This is a genomic window from Clostridium sp. (genome assembly GCF_029267215.1).
GTDB lineage: Bacteria > Bacillota > Clostridia > Clostridiales > Clostridiaceae > Sarcina.
In genome coordinates this window covers 26,037-47,171 of the sequence record NZ_JARIDH010000043.1, presented here as the reverse complement: position 1 = coordinate 47,171, position 21,135 = coordinate 26,037, and the positions used below count along the sequence as shown (strand labels likewise).

Here is a 21,135-nt window from a genome sequence, read left to right as displayed (position 1 = left end):
GAAAGTTTTATTTTTAATTTATTCATATAACAACAAGAAATATATGGTATATCACTGATTAATCAGCATTAAGAAACTTTTATTTATTAAAATATTTTTAAAAAAAGAATGTTCCCACCACAAATTATTTCACAAATTAAATCAACGAAATTTTAAAATCAATTGATAATCTCAAAGTTTATTACCTCTTCTTCAAAACCTTTATTTACATAATCTAAAACTAAATTTGAATCTTTAACCATTATGTCTACATAGTTGTATTTGCCTTTTAAATACTCCATTGTACGCCCATCATCATTATAATGAAATCCTGAAGCATTAACTCCAAATACTTTTAAAAGTATTTCCTTTGGTCTTTGTTCCACATTTTTAAACTTCTTATTATAAGTAGGTATTATGGCTCCTTCTTTAACTAAAACAATAATTTCATCTAATTCACAAGAAATACTCTGCCACTTTCCTCCTTCAAACTTTTCCTTAGTGAAGTAATTAAACCAAACTCCTTTTGGAAGATATATTCTCTTCTTTCTCTCTCCTTCATATAAAACTGGAGCAACAAGCATATTTTCTCCAAACATAAATTGTTCTCTAAGATTTAATACATTCATATCATTCTCATATTCCATAACCATTGGTCTAAATACTGGAATTCCTTCTTTATGAGAAATATAATATAAATCATATATATATGGAAGAAGCTCATATCTTAATTCAATTGATTTCTTAGCTATTTTCTCTGCTCTCTGTCCAAAAGCCCATGGTTCCTGTCTTCTAGTGTACATATTTGAGTGATTTCTGAATATAGGAATAAATGGTCCCATTTCCATCCATCTTATGAATAATTCTTCTGTAGAATCTAGTCCAAATCCTGAAACATCATTTCCAACAAAAGAGAATCCACTTATTCCTAAATTAGAATTCATTGAAATTGACATCCTAATTTGACTCCACATACTCATGTTATCTCCAGTCCAAACTGAAGAGTATCTTTGTCCACCAGCATAGGTAGCTCTTGTCATAGAGAATCCTCTCTCATTTGGATGTAATTCTTCTTGAGCTTCCTTTGAACATCTACTCATTTCAAAACCATATCTATTATGGAATTCCTTATGATTTATGACACCATAATCACTATTGTGAAGACAAGTTTCTAACATTGTTTTGTGATCATTATTAAATACACATGGTTCATTCATATCATTCCATATTCCATCTATATCATACTCTGCTATAAATTTCTTAAGCTCATCTTTCCACCATTTTCTACAATCTTTGTTTGAAAAATCAGGAAATGCACTATCTCCTGGCCATACTGCACCAATAAAAATCTCTCCATCTAATTTCTTTGTAAAGTGGTTTCCTTCTCTTCCTCTTCTATAAACCCCATACTCTTCATCAACCTTAACTCCTGGATCTAAAATTGTGATAGTTCTTATCCCCTTATCCTTTAAGTTATTTATAAGTCCCTTTGCATCATCAAAATTTGGAGTTTTAAATGTCATTACTCTAAATCCATCCATATAATCTATATCTAAATAAACAACATCTAATGGAATTTCTTTTTCTTCAAAAGTTTTTACTAACTCCCTAACTTCTTCTTGACTAAAATAACTAAACCTACATTGTTGATATCCTAAACTCCAAAGAGGTGGCATTTCCATTCTTCCTGTTAATGCAGTATAATTTCTAACTACATCCTTAATATTTTCTCCTGGTATAAAATAATATTGAATTTGTCCACCTATAGCACCAAAGAATATTCTATCTTCTCTTTCTTTCCCCATATCAAAATAACTTCTAAAACTATTATCAAAGAATATTCCATAAGTCCCTTCATTTTTTAAACCTACATAAAAAGGAATTGTTTTATAATAAGTTAAGGATTCCTCATCTGTTTCTGGATCATCAGTATTAAAGTTTTCTGTATAACACCCTTTTTTATTTAAAGAGCCCCCTTTTTCTCCTAAGCCATAATAAGATAAACAATCATTAACTTTTGATATATAAATATGCCCCTCTTCATCCTTAAAACTTGGCTGAAAATCTTCACAAATTATGTTACCTTCAAAATCTCTAAATGATATCTCAGTTGTATTCTTATTTATATAAGTTTTAACCTTATTTCCACTTATCACCAAGAAATCCTCTTTTTCTAATACTTCAAAAGAACCTTTTCCTAATAAATTAACAACTCCATTAGTAGGAATACTTTCCTCATACTTATCTCCAATAAAAACTTTAACAATATCATTTTCTAATATGGTTAAACTTATCTTTAACCCCTCAAAATTAACTTCTACATTATTTTCATTAACCTTAAAATTTTCAAAAACTCTAAGACCACCTCTATAATCTTTGAATTTTTTATTCAAATTCTCCCTATAATTTAATTGATTCATATAAACATCTCCCTAATATTATTTACTCACATAAAGAAAATGATATAATGCACCTATTAAATTCGAATCATTTTCAAACTTACATTTTTCAACTTTAATATCTAAGGTTGCCAGGCCCCCTTTTAATAAAGCAAGCTTTTCATTTATTTTATCCTCAAATCCTTCTCTATTACTTATAGCTCCACCTAATACTATTTTTTCTGGGTCTACAATATATTGAATGTTGTAAATTCCTCTTGCTAAATCCATATACCATGAATCTATTTCTAATTTTATTTCCTCATCTCCTGATTCAGCTAGTTCAAATACTTTCTTTCCATCAAGTTTTGACTTATCTATCCCCTTAAGCTTAGAAACTCTATTAACTAAAGCATTTGTAGATGCAACCTCACTCCAATTATTATCTATTTTAGATTTACTATCTCTAGTAAACATATAACCAAACTCTCCTCCATGAAGATGTTTTCCTCTTAATATTTCTCCATTAATAACAATACATCCACCTATACCTGTTCCAACTACAACACAGGCATAATTTTTTATTCCTTTAGTAGCCCCAATCCATCCTTCAGCTAATCCTGCACAATTTGCATCATTTTCTATTGAAACCTTTAATCCAGTTCTATTTTCTAAAAGTTCTTTTATATTAGGACCATGAATACAATCTACTGCACTTCCACCACCTACAAATCCCGTGTAGACATCTACAGCCCCTGGTGAACTACAAGCTAATCCATTAACCTCATTATTTTCTTTATATGAATCAACAACTTTTCCTATTGATTCTATGAATAAATTTATATCATTTCCCTCTGTTTTTATACTTCCTTTTTCCAGTATATCTCCATTTTCAGTCATAAGAGCATGTTTTATGCTTGAACCTCCAATATCAATGGCAACATATTTTTTCATTTAATAATACCTCCTACTTATATTTTTAAATCTTTTTACTCCTTTAATTTATTTTGATTTTCGGCTATATTTTAAGCTAGTATTGATTTTAGATATGAATGTAAGACCATCTTAATAAGCAGTTTAGAGTTTCATTGAATATGGAAGAATAATAGCGTTAAAAAGCGAAGTTGTTTGACCTATGGGAGTTTCTTCGCTTTAGCTATTATTCTGGAATATTCAATAGAAACTCTCTGCAAAATTAAGTAGGTCTTAAGGAATGTCTAAAAATCAATACTGTATTAAAACAGAGCCTAAATTTTATAAAAGTAAACTCTATGCTTTTGCATAGAGTTTACTAAATTATTTAACTAATTATTTTTTATTTTCAGCTTTCCAATCGTCTATTTGACTTTGCATTTCTTTTTGAACATCATCTAATCCAACTTCTTTTAACTTTTTGTTCATTTTATCTAAGTATTCGCTCTCATTAACTGATCCGCTATAAATTGCAGATTTAAATTCTTCAAGAACGTTATTTATTGCAGCTATTTGGCTACTCACTTTTTCAGTATTAAATTTAAATCCTAAAGCTGGTGATTGAACTGAATCATTATTAAATGCTTCGAATTCTTTCCACTTATCAACTGGCTCAGTGTCTAAAGTATAAGTAAGGAATAAGTTACCTAAAGTATAGTATCCAACTGAGTAATCTTTAGCTTTTGAAGTTAACTTAATTTGAGTATCTCCAGTTTTTTCATAGTGAGTACCTTCTATACCATAGTTAAGTAAGTTTCTTAAATATACGTCAGTATTTAATAAATTTAAAAACTCCATAGCTTTCTCTGGATTTTCTGAAGTTTTAGAAATAGCTATCATAGAACCTGTAGTTGAACCATTAGTAATATGAGTTTTCATTATTGGTGATGAAACTACATCATATCCTAAATCTTTTGACCATAAACCATCAGCATAAGGTTGTCCATCAGCTTTAGTTACTAATCTCTTAACTGATTTATCATCTTTAGCTGTGGCTGCGTCTTTGTTTATATATCCTTTATTATAAAAATCTTGTAGAGTATTTAACTCTTCTTTCATTTTATCTGTTTCAAACATATTTTTTATTGTTAAGTTTTCATCATCATATTCAACTCCCAATGGATCAACTAATTGATCAAAGTAAGCTGGTGCTGAGAAACCTTTTGTTATGTATAAAGGAGTAACATCTGGTTCCTTTTCTTTTATAACTTTTAACCATGGCTCTAAATCTTTTAAGCTGTGGATTTCTTCATAAGGTATATTGTACTTATCCACATATTCTTTAGTGAATACCCACATAGGAGCAACTCCAATTTCTTTTTGATTTGGAACTGCATATGTTTTACCATCTATTTTGGCACCATCCCAAAATCTTTGATCTATTACTTTTTTCATATCTTGTCCTTTTGACTCTATTAAATCATCTATTTCTAAGAAAGCCCCTTTTCTTGCATTTTCTAAATATGGATTAGCCCATGAACAAGTGAATGCTAAATCATAAGATTCTCCTGAATTTATGATAACTCCCATTTTCTGAGTATATTCACCATAGTCTATGAATTTCATATCAATTGTTGCATTTATTTTTTCTTTTAAATATTCATTTGCTTTATCTTCTACAAGCTCTAAATCCTTTGGTGTCTGTCCAATTGTATACCAAGTTAATTTTACTGTTTCCCCTTCATTAGCAGATGCACTTTTCTCTGACCCACAACCAGTTAAAGCAATTGAAGTTGTTAGCATTGAACATGTTGCTAACAATAATAGTTTTTTAAATTTTAACATATTGTTTTTCCCTCCATTTTAAACCTTCGTTTTTAATCCCTTAATATCGTTTACATTTTTATTATAAATTCTATAAAATCTTTTTTATAGTGGATATTTTCCATATTTATTTGATATTCTCTACATATAAATTTTTATAATAATATTTATTTTAAAAATCTTTTAACTAGTTATTTTAATATTTAATATAAAAATAAAAAACACGAGGAAATCCTCATGTTTTTTTAACTTTTTTTTGCATTTCAAGAGCATTGCATATATTATTTTAATTTAACTTTAAATGTTTTTATCTCAAATGGTTTTATGGTAAAACTTATTTTATTTTCTTTTATTTCTGCCTCACATAAATTTCTTTCCATTAGGTTACATTCAAAGGCCTCTTCTATTTCTCTTGAAAATTCTAAGGAAGTTTTACTTCTACTATTATGACATTCATACATTCTAACTATTAAATGGTCTGTATCTTCAGCTTTCTTAATAACTTCAATAATCACATTATCACTATTAACCTTAGCTAATCCTAAAGTATTAGATAATTTTCCTTTATTTTCTTTACATACCTTAGTAAAGAATGGTTGGTTAAGTGCATAAGCTTTTTGAACTGTATTCCCCTCTTTCCAAGTTCCCATATGTGGGTATATTGAATATGTGAAGAAATGTTCTTCTTGATCTGTTTCTTCAAAAGGATGAGTTCCTGATTTAATTAAAGTAAGTCTCATATCTCCATTTTGAATATCATGTCCATACTTACAATTATTTAATAATGAAACTCCATAATCCCCCTCTGAAAGGTCAGCCCATTTTTGGCCACAAACTTCAAATCTAGCCTCATCCCATGATGTATTACTATGAGTTGGTCTCTTAACATTTCCATATTGAATTTCATAAGTTGCCTCCGTTGTATTTAATTCCACTGGGAATGAAGTTTTTAATAATATTTCATGCTCTTTCCAATCAACATATGAATTAAAATCTATTCTTTCTAAATCTTTATAAATATAAATATTTTGAATAATCTTAGACTCTAAAAACTTTCTTTCTATTCTTAGTGTACTTCTTACTGGTCCTTCTTCTACAACTTCAATACTTTCTAACTTATCAATGTTCCACATTTTCTCTTTATAGTAAATATCTATATCCCAATTACTGTATTCCATAGGTTTATCTTCAAAGGCTTCAAGTCTATTTCCTAAATAACCCACTTTTAATACTTCCCTATTAGCTCTCTTATCATATAAAGAAGATATATTTCCATTTTCATCAAACTTAATTCTTATAAAGTCATTTTCTCCTTCTCTTTGGCTTAATAAAACATTTTCAAAATCTTTTATATTAGTTGATTCTATTATATTGAAGCTTTTGTATCCATTAGCAGGTACTCCCTTAGCAAAGAATATAGCTTTTTTTCCATCCTCAATTCTTTGGCAGATAATCTCCTCTTCTCCATCTAAAACAGCAGGATTTTCTATATCTTCTGGCACCTCAAAAGTTGCAATATCATCTCTCTCAAATCCTAGTGAATTAAATACTACTACACTTCTTTCTTTTAAGTCTATCTCTGATGTTATTTTTTCAAGTGCTGAATCTAAAAATCCATTTCCTTTTTCAATTAATTCTTTATATTCTTTTTCTGTTACATCATAAACCTCTTTAATTGATGAACCAGGTAAAATATCATGAAATTGATTTAAAAGTATTGTTTCCCAAGCCTTATTTAAATCAGAAAGTGGGTAATTTTTTCCTAAACACATAGCCATAGAATTAAATTTTTCTGCTGAAGTATATAAATTTTCACAAATTCTATTATCTCTCTTATTTCTTCCCATGGAAGTATAAGTTCCTCTATGATACTCAAGATATAATTCTCCAACCCACTTAGGAAGTTTTCTATTACCTTCAACTGTTTCTTCTAACTTTTTAAAATAATCCTTAGCCTTGCCTATCTTAACCTTTGGTGCCCCTGGTATTCCTTTTGAAAGTCTTTTACTATTTTCAAGCATTTCATAGGTAGCACCACCACCACCATCACCAAATCCAAAAGCAACTAAAACATCATTATTTATATCCTTTTGTTGATATCTATTCCATGCTCCCATTATTGACCCTGGGTGAATATTACCACAATAAGTTGTCATTGTTTCTTTAAATGGATCTTGGTCTGGGTAAGTTGTTGTTATAAAGTGTGTTAAAATCTCTGTTCCATCTATTCCTTTCCACATAAATGTATCATAAGGCATTTTATTAAACTGGTTCCAAGAAATCTTAGTTGTCATAAAGTAATTAACATCTGATTTCTTTAATATTTGAGGAAGTGCTGCTGAATATCCAAAAACATCTGGAAGCCAAAGTATTTCATTATCAACATTGAATTCTTCTTTAAAAAATCTTTTTCCATGTAAAATCTGTCTTATTAAAGATTCTCCTGAAGTTACGTTACAATCAGCCTCAAGCCACATAGCTCCCTCTGGTTCCCAAACACCTTCTTTAACCTTTTCTTTAACCTTTTCATAAACCTTTGGATGGTCTTCTTTTAAAAATTTATAAAGCTGTGGTTGAGATGACATGAAAATATATTCTGGATACTCTTCCATAAGTTTTAATACTGTTGAAAAACTTCTTGCAACTTTCTCTCTAGTCTGTGCTACTGTCCAAAGCCAAGCAACATCTATATGAGTATGTCCAACACAAGTTGCCACCATATCTTCATGACCACACATCTTATTATAGAAATTATCTTCTATATATTTATTAGCCACCTTTAAACTTTCATGATATTCTTTAGTAAAAGGTCTTCTTAAATCTATTAAGTTAATTGTGTCATTTAACACATTTAACATATCTATTCTTCTTTTATCTTCTTTATGTAACTTAGTTGCTACTATGTGAGGAACACTTAAGTTAAAGTATAATTTTCTAGCTTCTTCATCTATAACTACTAATTTACCATGTAAAGTAGATTTTTTTCCTTCTATTCTTCCAATATGAGCATGTAAATCTATATTATAAACCTCTCCAGCCTTTGCATTGTGAGTTAATATGGTTTCTTTGTGATTTACATCTAACCCTTGTATATGCTCTCCATTTATATAAAGAATAAATTGTGGGTTTGTTGTGTTGTCCCAATCTCCTAAAAAAGTGTGAAAACTTAATGCAACTGTTTCTCCCTCAAAATTCTCTGGAATTGTTACACTAGTCTTAAACCATCCATGACTCTCTTCTCCCCAAAGATCTCCTGTTTTAAAATCTCTCCATCCATTTTCAGGTGCATTTTTTATTTCATCAATATTATCATATTTTCCTGAAATAAATTTATAATTATCTATATTTAATGTTTTAGAATAAACATATTTTCCTATTTCTTCATAAGTTTTTCTTATTCTTTCTGATATAAATCTCATAATCATTTTCTCCTTCTTTTAATTCTTTAATCGCTTTCTATCTCTAAAAAAGGACTGTATCACAAGCTTAAATAATAAAACTTATAAATTCTTAGTAAAATTCAGTAATACTCAAAATATATTTATAAGTTTTATTTAAGTGCCTTTGACACAGACCTTTTAAAATATCACTCTATTTTATTACTCTTTAACTGCTCCAATTGTTAATCCATTTACAAAGTATCTTTGGAAGAATGGATAAGCAAATATTATTGGTAGAGTTGAAATAACAACTATTGCCATCTTCGCAGTATCTTTTGGCATGTTTTTAGTAGCTTCAATTGCATTGGCTCCAAGTTGAGTTGCATTGTTTGCTAAAAACTCCATTGAGTTTTCTAATCTAATTAATAAATATTGTAAAGGTATTAAGTTTGGTTCATCAATATATAACATAGCATTGAACCAGTCATTCCAATATCCTAGTGTTAAGAATAATCCTATAGTCGCAATACCTGGTAAAGATATAGGCAATACTATTCTTAAGAATAATGTAAACTCTGATGCTCCATCTATCTTAGCTGATTCTATGATGGCATCTGGTACTGATGTTTTAAAAAAGGTTCTAAGTATGATTATATGGAATGAACTTACACACATTGGAAGTATTAATGCCCATATTGTATTCTTAAATCCTAAAAATTTTGTAACTACTAAGTATGAAGCAACCATACCACCTGAAAATAACATTGGTATAAATATTAATTTTGTAAAGAATTTTCTGTAAGCAAAACTTTTTCTTGATAAAACATATCCATACATTGACATGATAGCTAATCCAATTAATGTACCAAGTATAGTTACTGTTATTGTTACACCATATGATTTTATTATCTGACTACCACCTGTAAATATATATTTATAAGCTTCCAAGCTCCATTCTTTTGGTATAAATCTATATCCATTTAGCTGTAATGATTTTTCATCAGTTAATGATATAGCCATAACAAATATAAATGGCATTATTGCTAAGAAAGCTAATATTGAAAATAACACGTTTAATAAGAAGTTATTTTTCTTTGATATAGAATTAAATTTACTTGGAACTTCTTTAGGCTCTAATTTCTTTTTCAATCTTTTTTCTTTAAAAGTTTCTAACACACATTACACCACCTTTTTAGAAGAATGCATTTTCTTCATCTACTTTTCTTACTATGGCATTAGAAGTTACTATAAGTATTAATCCAACAAATGATTGATATAAACTTGCTGCTGAACTCATACCAATATCTCCTAAGTTCATAAGACCTCTATATACATAGGTATCTATTACGTTTGTTACAGGATATAAAGCACCTGAATCCTTTGGTAATTGATAGAACAGACCTAGATCTCCTCTAAACATACCGCCAATTGAAGTTATAAACATTATAATCATTACTGGTTTTAATAAAGGAAGAGTTATATATTTAATTTGTTGGAACTTAGTAGCTCCATCAATCATTGCAGCTTCGTAGTAACTCTTATCTATTCCACATATTGAAGCTAAATAAACTACAGTTCCGTATCCAACTGCTTTCCATTGACTCATAAAGATTATAATAAATGGCCAATATTTTGGTTCTGTGTACCAAGAAATACCTTCTCCACCCATTGCTTCTATAAGTCCATTTATATATCCTTTTTCTGGGCTTAAGAATGCATATAAACAATAACTTACAACAACCCAAGATAAGAAATATGGTAAGAACATACTACTTTGATAGAACTTTGCTAACTTTTTATTTATTAATTCATTTAATAATATTGCTAATGTTACTGGAAGTAATATTCCTAATACTATAAATACCATGTTATATAAAACTGTATTTTTAGTTATTAGCCAAGCATCACTACTTTTGAATAGAAATTTAAAGTTATCAAACCAAACCCATTTACTATTAAATAAACTTTCAAAGAATCCTCCATGAATTCTCCATCTTTTAAATGCTACAACCACTCCAAACATTGGCAAATATGCAAAAACTAAAAACCATATTGCTCCTGGTATAGTTAATAGTAATAATTCTTTATTGTTTTTAAAACGTTTCATTCTGTCTTTCATTGTAAGCTTCTCTTTCGGAAGCTTTTTTGCTTTACTATTCACACTTTCTTCCTCCTTTTTGTTGTAAACGTTTCTTATATTCTAAATATTAGCACCTTATTTATTAGTGGAAAAGTTGAAAATATTTAGTTTTACTGTATAAATTTCAATTACTAATTTATGAATTCTAAGATACCAATAGAATGTCCATAAAATATATAATTTGTATATTAAAAAAAGAGAATTCTACTCTTAAACTGAGTAAAATTCTCCTTTTCAAAGTCTTTTTTCTTTAGGCTCTGTTTTTAAATAGTGTTTATTCTAGCTATCCTTAAGACCTACTAAAAATATATAGTTTTTATTCTTATCTCTATATAAATAGGTAAAAATTTCATATAATTTTCACCAGTAATTTATTTAATATACTATTTTAGTAAAGATTAATAGTTTTTAATGTTTCTAAGAGTTGATGGACAGACTCCATAATACTTCTTAAACTTTCTATAAAAATAGCTAGTATCTAAATAACCAACCTTCTTAGCTATATCATTAATTTTCATGTTTGTATTTAAAATCAACTCTTTAGCCTTTATATTTTTAGTCTTATTTAAATACTCTGAGAATGAACAACCAACTTCTTTAGTAAATACTTGTCCTAAATAAGAAGTATTTATATTGTATTTTTGTGCTAAAGTTTTAAGACTTATCTCTTCATAATAATTTTCATTAACATAACTTATAATCTGCTGAATTACTGGGCTATATTTTATAGTAGTTGGATGCATAAGCTCAATAACTTCTCTCACTTCACTACATAATAAAGTTTTAATATCTTCTCTTGTATCTTCACTACATAAAGCTACAATTTCATCTCCTAAACTATTTCCTGAATATTGCTTTTCAACCTTAAATTCTTCTACAACTTTATCTATTAAAAATAAAATTTTAACTGATAAATCATATATATTTCTAGGTGTTAAACTCTTATCTTCCATTGCTTCCTCAATGATATTTTCTGCTCCATCAATATCCTTAGCAATAATTCTTTTATTTAATTTATCTAATATTTTTGAAAAATTAATTACATTTTCATTAATATCCTTAACATCCTCTAATGAAATGCATTTATTATATCCTAAAGTAAGAACATACTTCTTTAAATTATTAGCTTCTTTAAAACTTTCACTTATATTATAAATATTTTCTACTAGGTCTCCTACACTTAGAAAAACATTTATTCTATGTTTATTTATTATTATTTCTTTTAATTTTTCATAATAATCTTTTACTTTTTCCTTAGATATTTTGTCATCCCAGGCATTTATTAATATAATCTCCTCATCTAAAGTGTATATTGTTTCAAAATTATTTGTTGTATTGTCATTAATGACATCAACTATAGCATGGAGCATTTCTTCACTATCATACCTACTCCTAGTATTTATGATACATAAAGAATACATTTTTGAGTTATTAAAATCAACGTGGAAATTTTCTTTATTTACTTCTAATTCTTTCTCACTTAATTTACCTTTTATAAGCTTAATAAGGAAATTATGTTTCCCTAATTTTGATTTATTCTCTTTTCTCTCTAAATCTATTTTGCTTATGGTGTTTCTTAATGTTTTTTCTAATTCTTCCTCATCTATAGGCTTTAAAATATAATTTTCAACACCTAATTCTATACCCTTCTTAGCATAAGAAAAATCATCATATCCACTTAATATTATAAATTTAACATCTGAATTAATCTTCCTTAGTTCTTTAAGTAAATCAAGTCCTGTAACTTGAGGCATATTTATATCTGTAACCACAATATCAACTGGTTTTTCCTTAAACATTTCTATTGCTTCTTTTCCATTGCTAGCCTTATTAATAATTTCTAAGCCTAATTCCTCCCATTCAATAATATTTTCAAGTCCTTGTAAAATTAAATTTTCATCATCAGCTAACATAACTTTGTACATATTACTCTTCCCCCTCTTCCATAGGGAATCTAAGTATCATATTAGTTCCCTTATTCTCTTCACTAGTAACAGTTAAACCATAAGAATTTCCATATTTTATTTTTATTCTCTCATGAACATTTAGCATTCCTATGGATTTATTTGAATGTTCTTCCCCTCTTATCTTTCTATTTATATCATCTAATTTCTTCTTAGGAATACCTCTTCCATTATCTATTATTTCTACAACAACCTCATTTAAATATTTGTAGATAAAAATTTTAAGTTCATTATTATCTCTTTCTAATCTAATACCATGAACAAAGTAATTTTCTATTAAAGGTTGCAGTGTAAATTTAATAATCCCCTTATCATATAGATCTTCTTCACAGTCTATTGTAAATTTAAATTTTTCATCATATCTAAACTTGAAAAGCTCAAGATATTTATTGCAATATTTTATTTCTTGGTCAATTGAAACTATAAGATTTCCTTTAACTTGACTTCTAAATAAAAATGCTAAACTATAAAGCATTTTTCCAACTTCTTTATCCCCATTACAAATAGCTTTCATTCTTATTGACTCTAAAGTATTATATAGAAAATGTGGATTAATTTGATTTTGAAGGGCTATTATTTCAGCTTCTCTTTGATGAAGCTCTGCTAAGTAACTTTTCTTTATGTGATCATTTAGTTTTCCACACATTTTATTAAAATTCTCTGCAATAAATGTGATTTCATCTTTGTCATTACTTAAAGGAATATAAACATCTATATCCCCTTTTTCAACCCTTTCCATTGCTAATACAAGTTCATCCATTCTTTCACTTAACTTTTTAATCTTTAAGAATAAAATACACTCAGCTAGTATAAATAAAGCTAAACTCACTAAAAAAGCAGAAATTTTAAATACTAAGGGTATTCTATTTGCATAACTAGCTTTTATTCTAACAATAGATATTAATCCATTATTATTTGGTAACATATCTACATAATAATCATCTTCTAAGAGAATTTCTTTATGTCCCATTTTTAACTTTTTAAAATATGGGTATTCTTCATAATCATAAGTTCCACTTGAATCATATAAAACCATTCCATCAGAACTTAAAATTAAAACCTCTGAAAGAGTATCATTATATTTTTTTAAAATATTATCTATTATACCTATATGGTAAGTGGCTATAAGATTTCCATAGGGTTTTAAAGAATTTGGATCCTTAATTTCATTTATTGTGCTTATTTCATTTTTGTTATGTATAATTTTATTGATTTCTCCATTATCTAAAAAAGTTTTTAAATTAAAAGGATGTGTTTTTATTTCTCCCTTTCTATTAAAAACAGAAACTTCATTTCTTGAATAACTTACAAAGGATATATTTTTCAAATAACTATTAATTTTAAAAGATCCTTTAACAAAATTTTCTACACCATTATAATAAAACTTATCGCTTTTACTATAATAATCAAGTTTTGTTTTTATATAATCCATAAGATCACTATTCAAATATTTTATAACATCATTTAATCTAAATTCATCTTCATAGAGCATACTCATAATTGTTTTAGAAGTATTATTGTCATACTCTAAATTCTCATTTACATCCTGTAATATTTTCTCATTTATGTATAGATTGTTTTTCTTAACCTCTTCTCCTGTTTTCCTAAGAAAATATACATATAAAATGCTTACAACAGACAATATTACTAATGTATATGTTATAAATAATCTTCTATATAAATTTGACTTACTAAATTTCATTAGTTTTCTCCCTTTGCCCTCTCTCTTGTTCTAATTTAATACATAAGCGGATAAAACATCTTATATACCTATACCCCTTTATCCTTTTTTAATTTAATGAACTTTTCACAACTTAACTTACTTTTAAACTGCAATCCTTTATTAATCTTCCTAACATAATTTTTTATCCAAACTTAACTTAAAACTCAGTAAAATAGTATAAAATATAACATTTTATTGTTTTATTGTATTTTTTATTGTTTTTATAAAATTAACGCATATTTAATTGTTTTTAAAATTCACTTATTTTAAACTATATTTATAAATTTAAACCATTACATTTATTTATGGAGTGATTAAAATGAGTGAATTTTTTAACCTTGAAAAAATACTAACCCTGTTTAATTATATTTTCTGGTTTTTTATGCTTAATATATTCTTTATAGTATTAAATATACCAGTAATTTTATTCTTTATGTTTATTGGTCTTAGAAATGTAACAACTTATTTACCATTATTTTTAATTTCATTAATACCTTTTGGGGCAAGTTTTACTACCTTGCTTTATTGTATGAGGAAACTTATTAAATACAAAGATATATCTTTAATAGAAGATTTAAAAAAAGGGCTTAAATATAACTTTAAACAATCAACTATAATGTGGTCTTTAGAGCTTCTTTTAATTTTTTTATTAAGCTTTAACTTAAGATTTTTCTCAACAACTTACTATAATTTAATTTTAAGTTCCTTATTCATAGGATTTTTAATAATTACATTATTAACTACTACTTATATATTTGTTTTGATATCAAGATTCTCTATGAACTCAATAGAAATATTAAGAGCCAGTGTAATTTTAACTTTCACAAAGCCATTAATTTCAATTGGAAATGTACTTATATTCTTATTTACATTGATATTATTTGAAATAAGCCCAGGAACCACAGTAATATTTATGGGAAGTATAGCCTCATTTTTAGTAATGTTATTAAATAAAAATCTTTTAGAAAATCTAGAAGAAAAAAGTAATCAAACTTAAATTATCAAAACAGTCTCTCATAGTAATTTAATTTCATAATATATTAAATATTTGTGAATTAAATTTAACATAACAAAATCTTTTAATAAAAAAAGATTTTGTTATTATTTTAAATTATCAATTTTACATAAAATATAAGCATTTAAACATATTATATTGAAAAGTTATTAAATAATAGTTAGTATTGAATCGAAAGTGGAATTATGTTTTTTTATTATAAAAAAACTTTAAATATTTTTTTCTATGAAGTTTTATTTATTTTTATTAGTTTAATCTTAAGCTTTTACTTAAACTTCTCGAAAATCTTTATTTTATTCCATAAAATAATTTTCAATAATAACTACTGGATATTTGATCCTAAAAAAGATCAACTAATAAATATTTTACCTGAATCTTATTTTTTATTTTTGGCAATTTTTATTTTACTTATAGAAATGATATTTTCAATAACATCGAAAATATTTTATACCCATGTTAAAAATAAGAAAAAAAGGATTAGTAAAAATTTTTCAGAAAGTCCTAAGTTTATTTAAAGTTCTTAAGATTTTTATCATTGGAATTTAATACTACTATTTATGCATATAATTTAGAGGTGATTTTATGGACAATAAATTCAAAGATTTTTTTGATGATGAAATTATTAGAATAAACAAATCAGAAGCTATTAAACTATTTTCTAGAAGATTTAAAACAGACATTTTAGAAGCTGAAAAAATATATAATAAGTGGAGAAGAAAATGGTGTAATATAAACAGTTCAAGGGAGTTAGTATAAACTAATCCCTTTTTTATTGTTCAAATAAATCATTGTTTCAATATGAAAAATAATAAAAAGAATACCTTCTTTATTCTATCCTTAAAAATCACTCTATTTTTACACTCATCTTTTTTCAAAAATTACATAAACCATCATCATTCCTATATAATAGTAATGTTGTACTTGAATAGAAAATTATTTCATATTACAATATACTTATTGCATTTTAATATATAAAGTTTAGAACTGATGAAGTTTAAGGAGAAATTAATAGTCGATAAAAATATAGGTAAATATAGTTATTTATAGTAAAATATAGCCAAAAGGTGATTGTTTTGAAAAATAATAACTATAAACCAAATGAGTTTGCAGAATTAATTAATGTTTCAGTTAGAACTTTGCAACGTTGGGATGTGGAAGAAAAACTAAAAGCATTTAGAACACCTACAAATAGAAGATATTACACTTATAAGCAATATCTTGAGTATAAGGGTATTCAAAAAGAAGAAACTGACAAAAAAACTGTTATTTATACAAGAGTTTCAACCTCTAATCAAAAAGATGATTTAAAAAATCAAGTAGAATTTCTTAGGCAATATGCTAATACTAAAGGAATAATAGTAGATGAAGTTATTGAAGATTTAGGAAGTGGATTTAATTATAACCGAAAAAAATGGAATAAACTTATTGATAGTTGTATGACAAATGAGATTGGTACAATTATCATAGCTCATAAAGATAGATTTGTTCGATTTGATTATGAATGGTTTGAAAGATTTTTAGCTAAATTTAATGTGAAAATTATAGTAGTTAATAACGAAAGTCTTTCACCACAAGAAGAATTAGTTTAAGATATAATTTCAATACTTCATATTTTTAGTTGTCGCATATATGGATTAAGAAAATATAAAAAGAAGATTAGAGAGGATGAAGAAGTTGAAAAGGGCATACAAAATAGAAATTAATCCAACTGATGAACAAAAATCTAAAATACACCGAACTATTGGTGTATCAAGATTTATATATAACTTTTATATTGCTCATAATAAAGAAGTTTATGAGAAAGAAGGAAAATTTGTAAGTGGTATGGATTTTTCTAAATGGTTAAATAACGAATATATGCCAAATAATCAAGATAAAAAGTGGATTAAAGAAGTATCTTCTAAAGCTACTAAACAAGCTATTATGAATGGTGACAAAGCATTTAAAGATTTTTTTAAGAAAACTAAAGGATTTCCTAAATTTAAGAAAAAGAAAAATCAAGATGTAAAAGCTTATTTTCCTAAGAATAATAAAACTGATTGGACTTTAGAAAGACATAAAGTCAAAATACCTACGCTTGGATGGGTAAGGTTTAAAGAGTTTGGATACATACCCACTAATTCAATAGTTAAAAGTGGAACAGTAAGTCAAAAAGCTGATAGATACTATAAAGTGGCTAATCCAACAAATGAGGGCATAGGGATTGATGTAGGCATAAAGGATTTTGCAATATTTTCAAATGGTAATAAATTTAAAAATATAAATAAAACTTCAAAGATTAAGAAAATCGAAAAGAAGTTAAAAATAGAACAAAGAAAACTTTCAAGGAAATATGAAAGTTTGAAAATTAGAAATAAAAATATAAAAGAAGGGAGAGCTACTAGTCAAAATATCAAAAAACAAGTAGTCAAAGTACAAAAGCTTCATCAAAGATTAACAAATATAAGAACTGATTATATAAATAAAACCATATCTTCAATTATAAAGCAAAAACCAAGCTATATAACTATTGAAGATTTAAATGTTAAAGGAATGATGAAGAATAAGCATTTATCTAAAGCTATTTCAAGTCAGAAATTTTTTGAGTTTAAAACTAAATTAACTTCTAAATGTAAACAAAATAATATAGAGCTTAGAATAGTTGATAGATTTTATCCATCAAGTAAGACTTGTAGTCAATGTGGAAAGGTTAAGAAAGATTTAAAACTTAAAGATAGAATTTATAGGTGTGATTGTGGAATTACTATTGATAGAGATTTAAATGCAAGTATTAATCTTAAAAATGCTAAGAAATATAAGATAGCTTAAAATCAAAAGCACTCATATATGTACGGAGGGCTAACTTCGGAATTTAAGCCTTTGGAGAGCCATAAAAAAATCGTAGTAGCTTAGGCAAGGCGAGGCTCTATGAAAAAGGAATAATCTCGATATGGATACATTTGACCATATTTTGAGTAGCAGGAAACTAAATTGTATAAATTTGTAGAAATAAGTTCATCAGAAATTGATAAATTTAATGAATCTAATAGAAAAGGTCACATATTCCAAACTTCTTATTGGGCGGAATTAAAAAAAGATTGGAAATCAAAATTTATAGCTGGATATGATAATGAAAACAATGTAGTTATAACAGCTACAATACTTTTAAGAAAAGCCCCATACATAAATAAATATATGGGATATATTCCAAGAAGTTTTACATGTGATTATACAAATAAAAAATTATTAATAGAATTTACTGAGTATCTAAGAGATTTTGCTAAAAAGAATAATATAAGCTTTATAACAATAGATCCAGATATCCATTTAAAAGAAAATGAAGAGGGTCTTTCAGAAGGAACTGAAATAAAGAACTTCTTAAAAAGCTTAGGATATAAAAATACTGACAGCAAAAACTTTGAGGCAATCCAACCAAACTTTGTATTCAGACTTCCACTTCCAACAGAAGGGGAAAAAATGGATATAAAAAAATCTGTATTTAAAAAATTCTCAAGCAAAACTAGATATAATATCAAAGTTGCTGAAGAAAGAGGACTATCAGTTGAAGTTTATGATAAAGAAACTTTAAATGAAGATGTATTAGATAGATTCCATGAAATCATGGTTACTACTGGTAAGAGAGATAACTTCTTAGTTAGACATAGAGAATATTTTAAGGATATGATAGATTTCTTATACCCTCACTGTAGATTATATATGGTTAAATATAGCTACGAAAATGACTTTAACAGATTATCAGAAAAGTTAAAGAAACAAGAGGATGCTAAAATTAAAGCTATTAATAAAATAGAAGAACTAAAAGTTAAGTTTGAAGCTGAAACTGATGAAGATAAGAAATCAAGAATCGAAAAGAAAATAAATGACCAAGATAAGAGAATGAAAGAAGCTGAAAGACAAATAGAAGGATTCAATAAAAAACTTTCTGATATTGAACCATTCAAAGGACAAGAAATTTATCTTTCTGGTTCAATTTATCTTTACTACGGAAATAAAGCATGGTATCTTTACGGAGCATCAGAAAATGTATTAAGAGATACAATGCCTAACTTTGCTATGCAATGGGCTATGATATGCGATTCTGTTGATTTAGGCTGTGATGTTTACGACTTTAGAGGAGTTTCAGGAGACTTAAATCCAGAAAACCCATTATATGGACTTTATAAATTCAAAAAAGGATTTAACGGTAATTTCGTAGAATTCATAGGTGAATTTGATATTGTTGTAGATAATGGAATCTATACACTTTACAAAAAAGCATTCCCACAATTTAAGAAAATAAGAAATGCTATAATGAATAAAAAACAATAAGAAAAAGAGTGCAAATTTGCACTCTTTTTTATATGAGTTCGTCTTTATTATGAACTAAGGTCATGTATAAAAACAACTTTATCATAAAACTTACTTTTTTCTATTCAATATGTACTCTATTTACTCATAATATACCTTTATGCTTTACATTATTAAAGTGAATCACTCTAATTCATTCTTATAGGCTAATTTGCACCATAATAATGTATATTAATCTTTTGATTTTAAAATAATAAATAGTATAATATAATGGAAACTATTTTAAATTATCTGTTTTCGATATCGAATTTATATACATATATTTTAGGAGATGACCCAATGCAAGAAAAAGTCTTAAGAAAACTCTTTTTAGGTTTTATTCACATTCATATTTTACATCATGCAAAAGTAGAACCTTTCTTTGGTTCTCAAATGATTGAAGAACTTCATGACCATGGATATTCTATGAGTCCTGGTACTCTTTATCCTATTCTTCACAACATGGAAAGAGATGGTCTTTTATTAAGAAAAGATAAACTTATTGATGGTAAAATAAGAAAATATTATAGCTTAACAAATGAAGGTAATGAAATTCTTGAAGAAGCTAAAACTAAAGCCTTTGAATTATTTAAAGAAATCAATTAATTTCTTTAACATAAATACCATATATTTTTATTTTTCAAAGAAAAATATATTTTAAGTATTTAAAACCAAAAGATTAAACATAAAAAGAAAATTTACATTTAACCTAAACAGAAAAACTGGCGGAATTAATCCACCAGTTTTTAACTTACTATAAATCTTTCTAAAAATTGTTTTGTTCTTTCATTTTTGGGATTTTTAAAAATTTCATTTGGAGTCCCCTCTTCAACAACTACTCCTCCATCCATAAATATTACTCTATCTGCTACATCTCTAGCAAAACTCATCTCATGAGTTACAATTATCATTGTTTTATGCTCATCTGCCAATTCTTTTATTACAGCTAAAACTTCAGCTACTAACTCTGGGTCTAAAGCTGATGTCGGCTCATCAAAAAGAGTAACATTAGGATTTATTGCCATGGCTCTTGCTATACTAACCCTCTGTTTCTGCCCCCCTGACAATGTGTTTGGATAATTATCTTTTTTATCAAGCATTCCTACTTTTTTAAGATTCTCTAAAGCTATTTTTAAAGCTTTATCCTTATCCATTTTATCTACTACAATTAATGCTTCAGTAACATTTTGAAGTACAGTTTTATTATTAAATAAATTATAATTCTGAAAAACCATGGCTGATTGTTTTCTTAATTTATTTATTTCTTTTTTACTAACACTCTCAGCATTAAGTTTAATATCTCCAACTTGTATTTCTCCTTTATCAGGAGTTTCTAAATAATTTAAACATCTTAAAAATGTTGATTTTCCCGAACCTGAAGGACCTATTATAACAACTACTTCTCCTTTTTTAACTTCTAAATTTACATCTTTTAATACCTCTAAATTTTTATAACTTTTCTTCAAACTCTTAACCTTTATCATTACTTCTCTC

General features: G+C 26.8%; 15 protein-coding genes and 1 pseudogene. 7 read left to right on the top strand and 9 right to left on the bottom strand.

Annotation, left to right across the window (positions count from 1 at the left end):
- Positions 1 to 158 precede the first annotated feature (158 nt).
- From Q1K13_RS07995 to Q1K13_RS07960, 8 genes are all read right to left on the bottom strand, one after another.
- Positions 159 to 2,399: a glycoside hydrolase family 31 protein gene (locus Q1K13_RS07995; RefSeq protein ID WP_300349260.1), complete on the bottom strand. Its 2,241-nt coding sequence runs from the start codon at positions 2,397 to 2,399 to the stop codon at positions 159 to 161.
- 18 nt (positions 2,400 to 2,417) lie between these two features.
- Positions 2,418 to 3,311, bottom strand: coding sequence for an ROK family protein (locus Q1K13_RS07990; protein WP_300349258.1), 894 nt, complete (start codon positions 3,309 to 3,311; stop codon positions 2,418 to 2,420).
- A gap of 354 nt (positions 3,312 to 3,665) precedes the next feature.
- Complete coding sequence (locus Q1K13_RS07985) at positions 3,666 to 5,114, bottom strand: ABC transporter substrate-binding protein (RefSeq protein ID WP_300349256.1); 1,449 nt, start codon at positions 5,112 to 5,114, stop codon at positions 3,666 to 3,668.
- 260 nt (positions 5,115 to 5,374) lie between these two features.
- Positions 5,375 to 8,512, bottom strand: a complete 3,138-nt coding sequence (locus Q1K13_RS07980) for an alpha-mannosidase (protein ID WP_300349254.1) — start codon at positions 8,510 to 8,512, stop codon at positions 5,375 to 5,377.
- 180 nt (positions 8,513 to 8,692) lie between these two features.
- Entirely contained in the window at positions 8,693 to 9,649 is a 957-nt protein-coding gene (locus tag Q1K13_RS07975) for a carbohydrate ABC transporter permease (RefSeq protein ID WP_300349252.1), read from the bottom strand.
- A gap of 16 nt (positions 9,650 to 9,665) precedes the next feature.
- Positions 9,666 to 10,634, bottom strand: a complete 969-nt coding sequence (locus Q1K13_RS07970; RefSeq protein ID WP_300349250.1) for an ABC transporter permease — start codon at positions 10,632 to 10,634, stop codon at positions 9,666 to 9,668.
- A gap of 377 nt (positions 10,635 to 11,011) precedes the next feature.
- Positions 11,012 to 12,538 (bottom strand): response regulator transcription factor, encoded by a 1,527-nt coding sequence (locus tag Q1K13_RS07965; protein WP_300349248.1) that lies wholly within the window; start codon positions 12,536 to 12,538, stop codon positions 11,012 to 11,014.
- Between the two features lies 1 nt (position 12,539).
- A complete protein-coding gene (locus Q1K13_RS07960; RefSeq protein ID WP_300349246.1) occupies positions 12,540 to 14,279 on the bottom strand; it encodes a sensor histidine kinase in 1,740 nt (579 codons plus the stop codon).
- Between the two features lie 340 nt (positions 14,280 to 14,619).
- Between Q1K13_RS07960 and Q1K13_RS07955 the strand changes: the two genes are divergently transcribed.
- The 7 genes and pseudogenes from Q1K13_RS07955 (at position 14,620) to Q1K13_RS07925 (ending at position 20,247) form a co-directional block, all read left to right on the top strand.
- Positions 14,620 to 15,297 (top strand): YesL family protein, encoded by a 678-nt coding sequence (locus tag Q1K13_RS07955; protein WP_300349242.1) that lies wholly within the window; start codon positions 14,620 to 14,622, stop codon positions 15,295 to 15,297.
- A 203-nt stretch (positions 15,298 to 15,500) separates the two neighbouring features.
- Positions 15,501 to 15,830, top strand: a complete 330-nt coding sequence (locus Q1K13_RS07950) for a TIGR01906 family membrane protein (protein WP_300349239.1) — start codon at positions 15,501 to 15,503, stop codon at positions 15,828 to 15,830.
- Between the two features lie 67 nt (positions 15,831 to 15,897).
- Positions 15,898 to 16,071, top strand: a complete 174-nt coding sequence (locus tag Q1K13_RS07945) for a hypothetical protein (RefSeq protein ID WP_300349236.1) — start codon at positions 15,898 to 15,900, stop codon at positions 16,069 to 16,071.
- Positions 16,072 to 16,388: 317 nt separating this feature from the next.
- Positions 16,389 to 17,018: pseudogene (locus Q1K13_RS07940) on the top strand (IS607 family transposase).
- On the top strand, positions 16,990 to 18,123 hold the full coding sequence (locus tag Q1K13_RS07935) for an RNA-guided endonuclease InsQ/TnpB family protein (protein ID WP_366522625.1): 1,134 nt from the start codon (positions 16,990 to 16,992) through the stop codon (positions 18,121 to 18,123). The pseudogene Q1K13_RS07940 and the gene Q1K13_RS07935 overlap by 29 nt, the downstream one beginning before the upstream one ends.
- A 162-nt stretch (positions 18,124 to 18,285) precedes the next feature.
- Complete coding sequence (locus Q1K13_RS07930; RefSeq protein WP_300349230.1) at positions 18,286 to 19,623, top strand: lipid II:glycine glycyltransferase FemX; 1,338 nt, start codon at positions 18,286 to 18,288, stop codon at positions 19,621 to 19,623.
- 318 nt (positions 19,624 to 19,941) lie between these two features.
- Positions 19,942 to 20,247: a PadR family transcriptional regulator gene (locus tag Q1K13_RS07925; protein WP_300349227.1), complete on the top strand. Its 306-nt coding sequence runs from the start codon at positions 19,942 to 19,944 to the stop codon at positions 20,245 to 20,247.
- 140 nt (positions 20,248 to 20,387) lie between these two features.
- Here Q1K13_RS07925 and Q1K13_RS07920 read toward each other — a convergent pair whose 3' ends face one another.
- Entirely contained in the window at positions 20,388 to 21,125 is a 738-nt protein-coding gene (locus tag Q1K13_RS07920) for an amino acid ABC transporter ATP-binding protein (RefSeq protein ID WP_300349224.1), read from the bottom strand.
- Positions 21,126 to 21,135 lie beyond the last annotated feature (10 nt).

Excerpts from the sequence above, each read along its gene's own strand:
- Q1K13_RS07920 (WP_300349224.1), bottom strand. The coding sequence starts at position 21,125 with ATGATAAAGGTTAAGAGTTTGAAGAAAAGTTATAAAAATTTAGAGGTA.
- Q1K13_RS07955 (WP_300349242.1), top strand. The coding sequence starts at position 14,620 with ATGAGTGAATTTTTTAACCTTGAAAAAATACTAACCCTGTTTAATTAT.
- Q1K13_RS07995 (WP_300349260.1), bottom strand. The coding sequence starts at position 2,399 with ATGAATCAATTAAATTATAGGGAGAATTTGAATAAAAAATTCAAAGAT.
- Q1K13_RS07960 (WP_300349246.1), bottom strand. The coding sequence starts at position 14,279 with ATGAAATTTAGTAAGTCAAATTTATATAGAAGATTATTTATAACATAT.
- Q1K13_RS07980 (WP_300349254.1), bottom strand. The coding sequence starts at position 8,512 with ATGAGATTTATATCAGAAAGAATAAGAAAAACTTATGAAGAAATAGGA.
- Q1K13_RS07945 (WP_300349236.1), top strand. The coding sequence starts at position 15,898 with ATGGACAATAAATTCAAAGATTTTTTTGATGATGAAATTATTAGAATA.
- Q1K13_RS07950 (WP_300349239.1), top strand. The coding sequence starts at position 15,501 with ATGTTTTTTTATTATAAAAAAACTTTAAATATTTTTTTCTATGAAGTT.
- Q1K13_RS07965 (WP_300349248.1), bottom strand. The coding sequence starts at position 12,538 with ATGTACAAAGTTATGTTAGCTGATGATGAAAATTTAATTTTACAAGGA.
- Q1K13_RS07990 (WP_300349258.1), bottom strand. The coding sequence starts at position 3,311 with ATGAAAAAATATGTTGCCATTGATATTGGAGGTTCAAGCATAAAACAT.
- Q1K13_RS07985 (WP_300349256.1), bottom strand. The coding sequence starts at position 5,114 with ATGTTAAAATTTAAAAAACTATTATTGTTAGCAACATGTTCAATGCTA.
- Q1K13_RS07925 (WP_300349227.1), top strand. The coding sequence starts at position 19,942 with ATGCAAGAAAAAGTCTTAAGAAAACTCTTTTTAGGTTTTATTCACATT.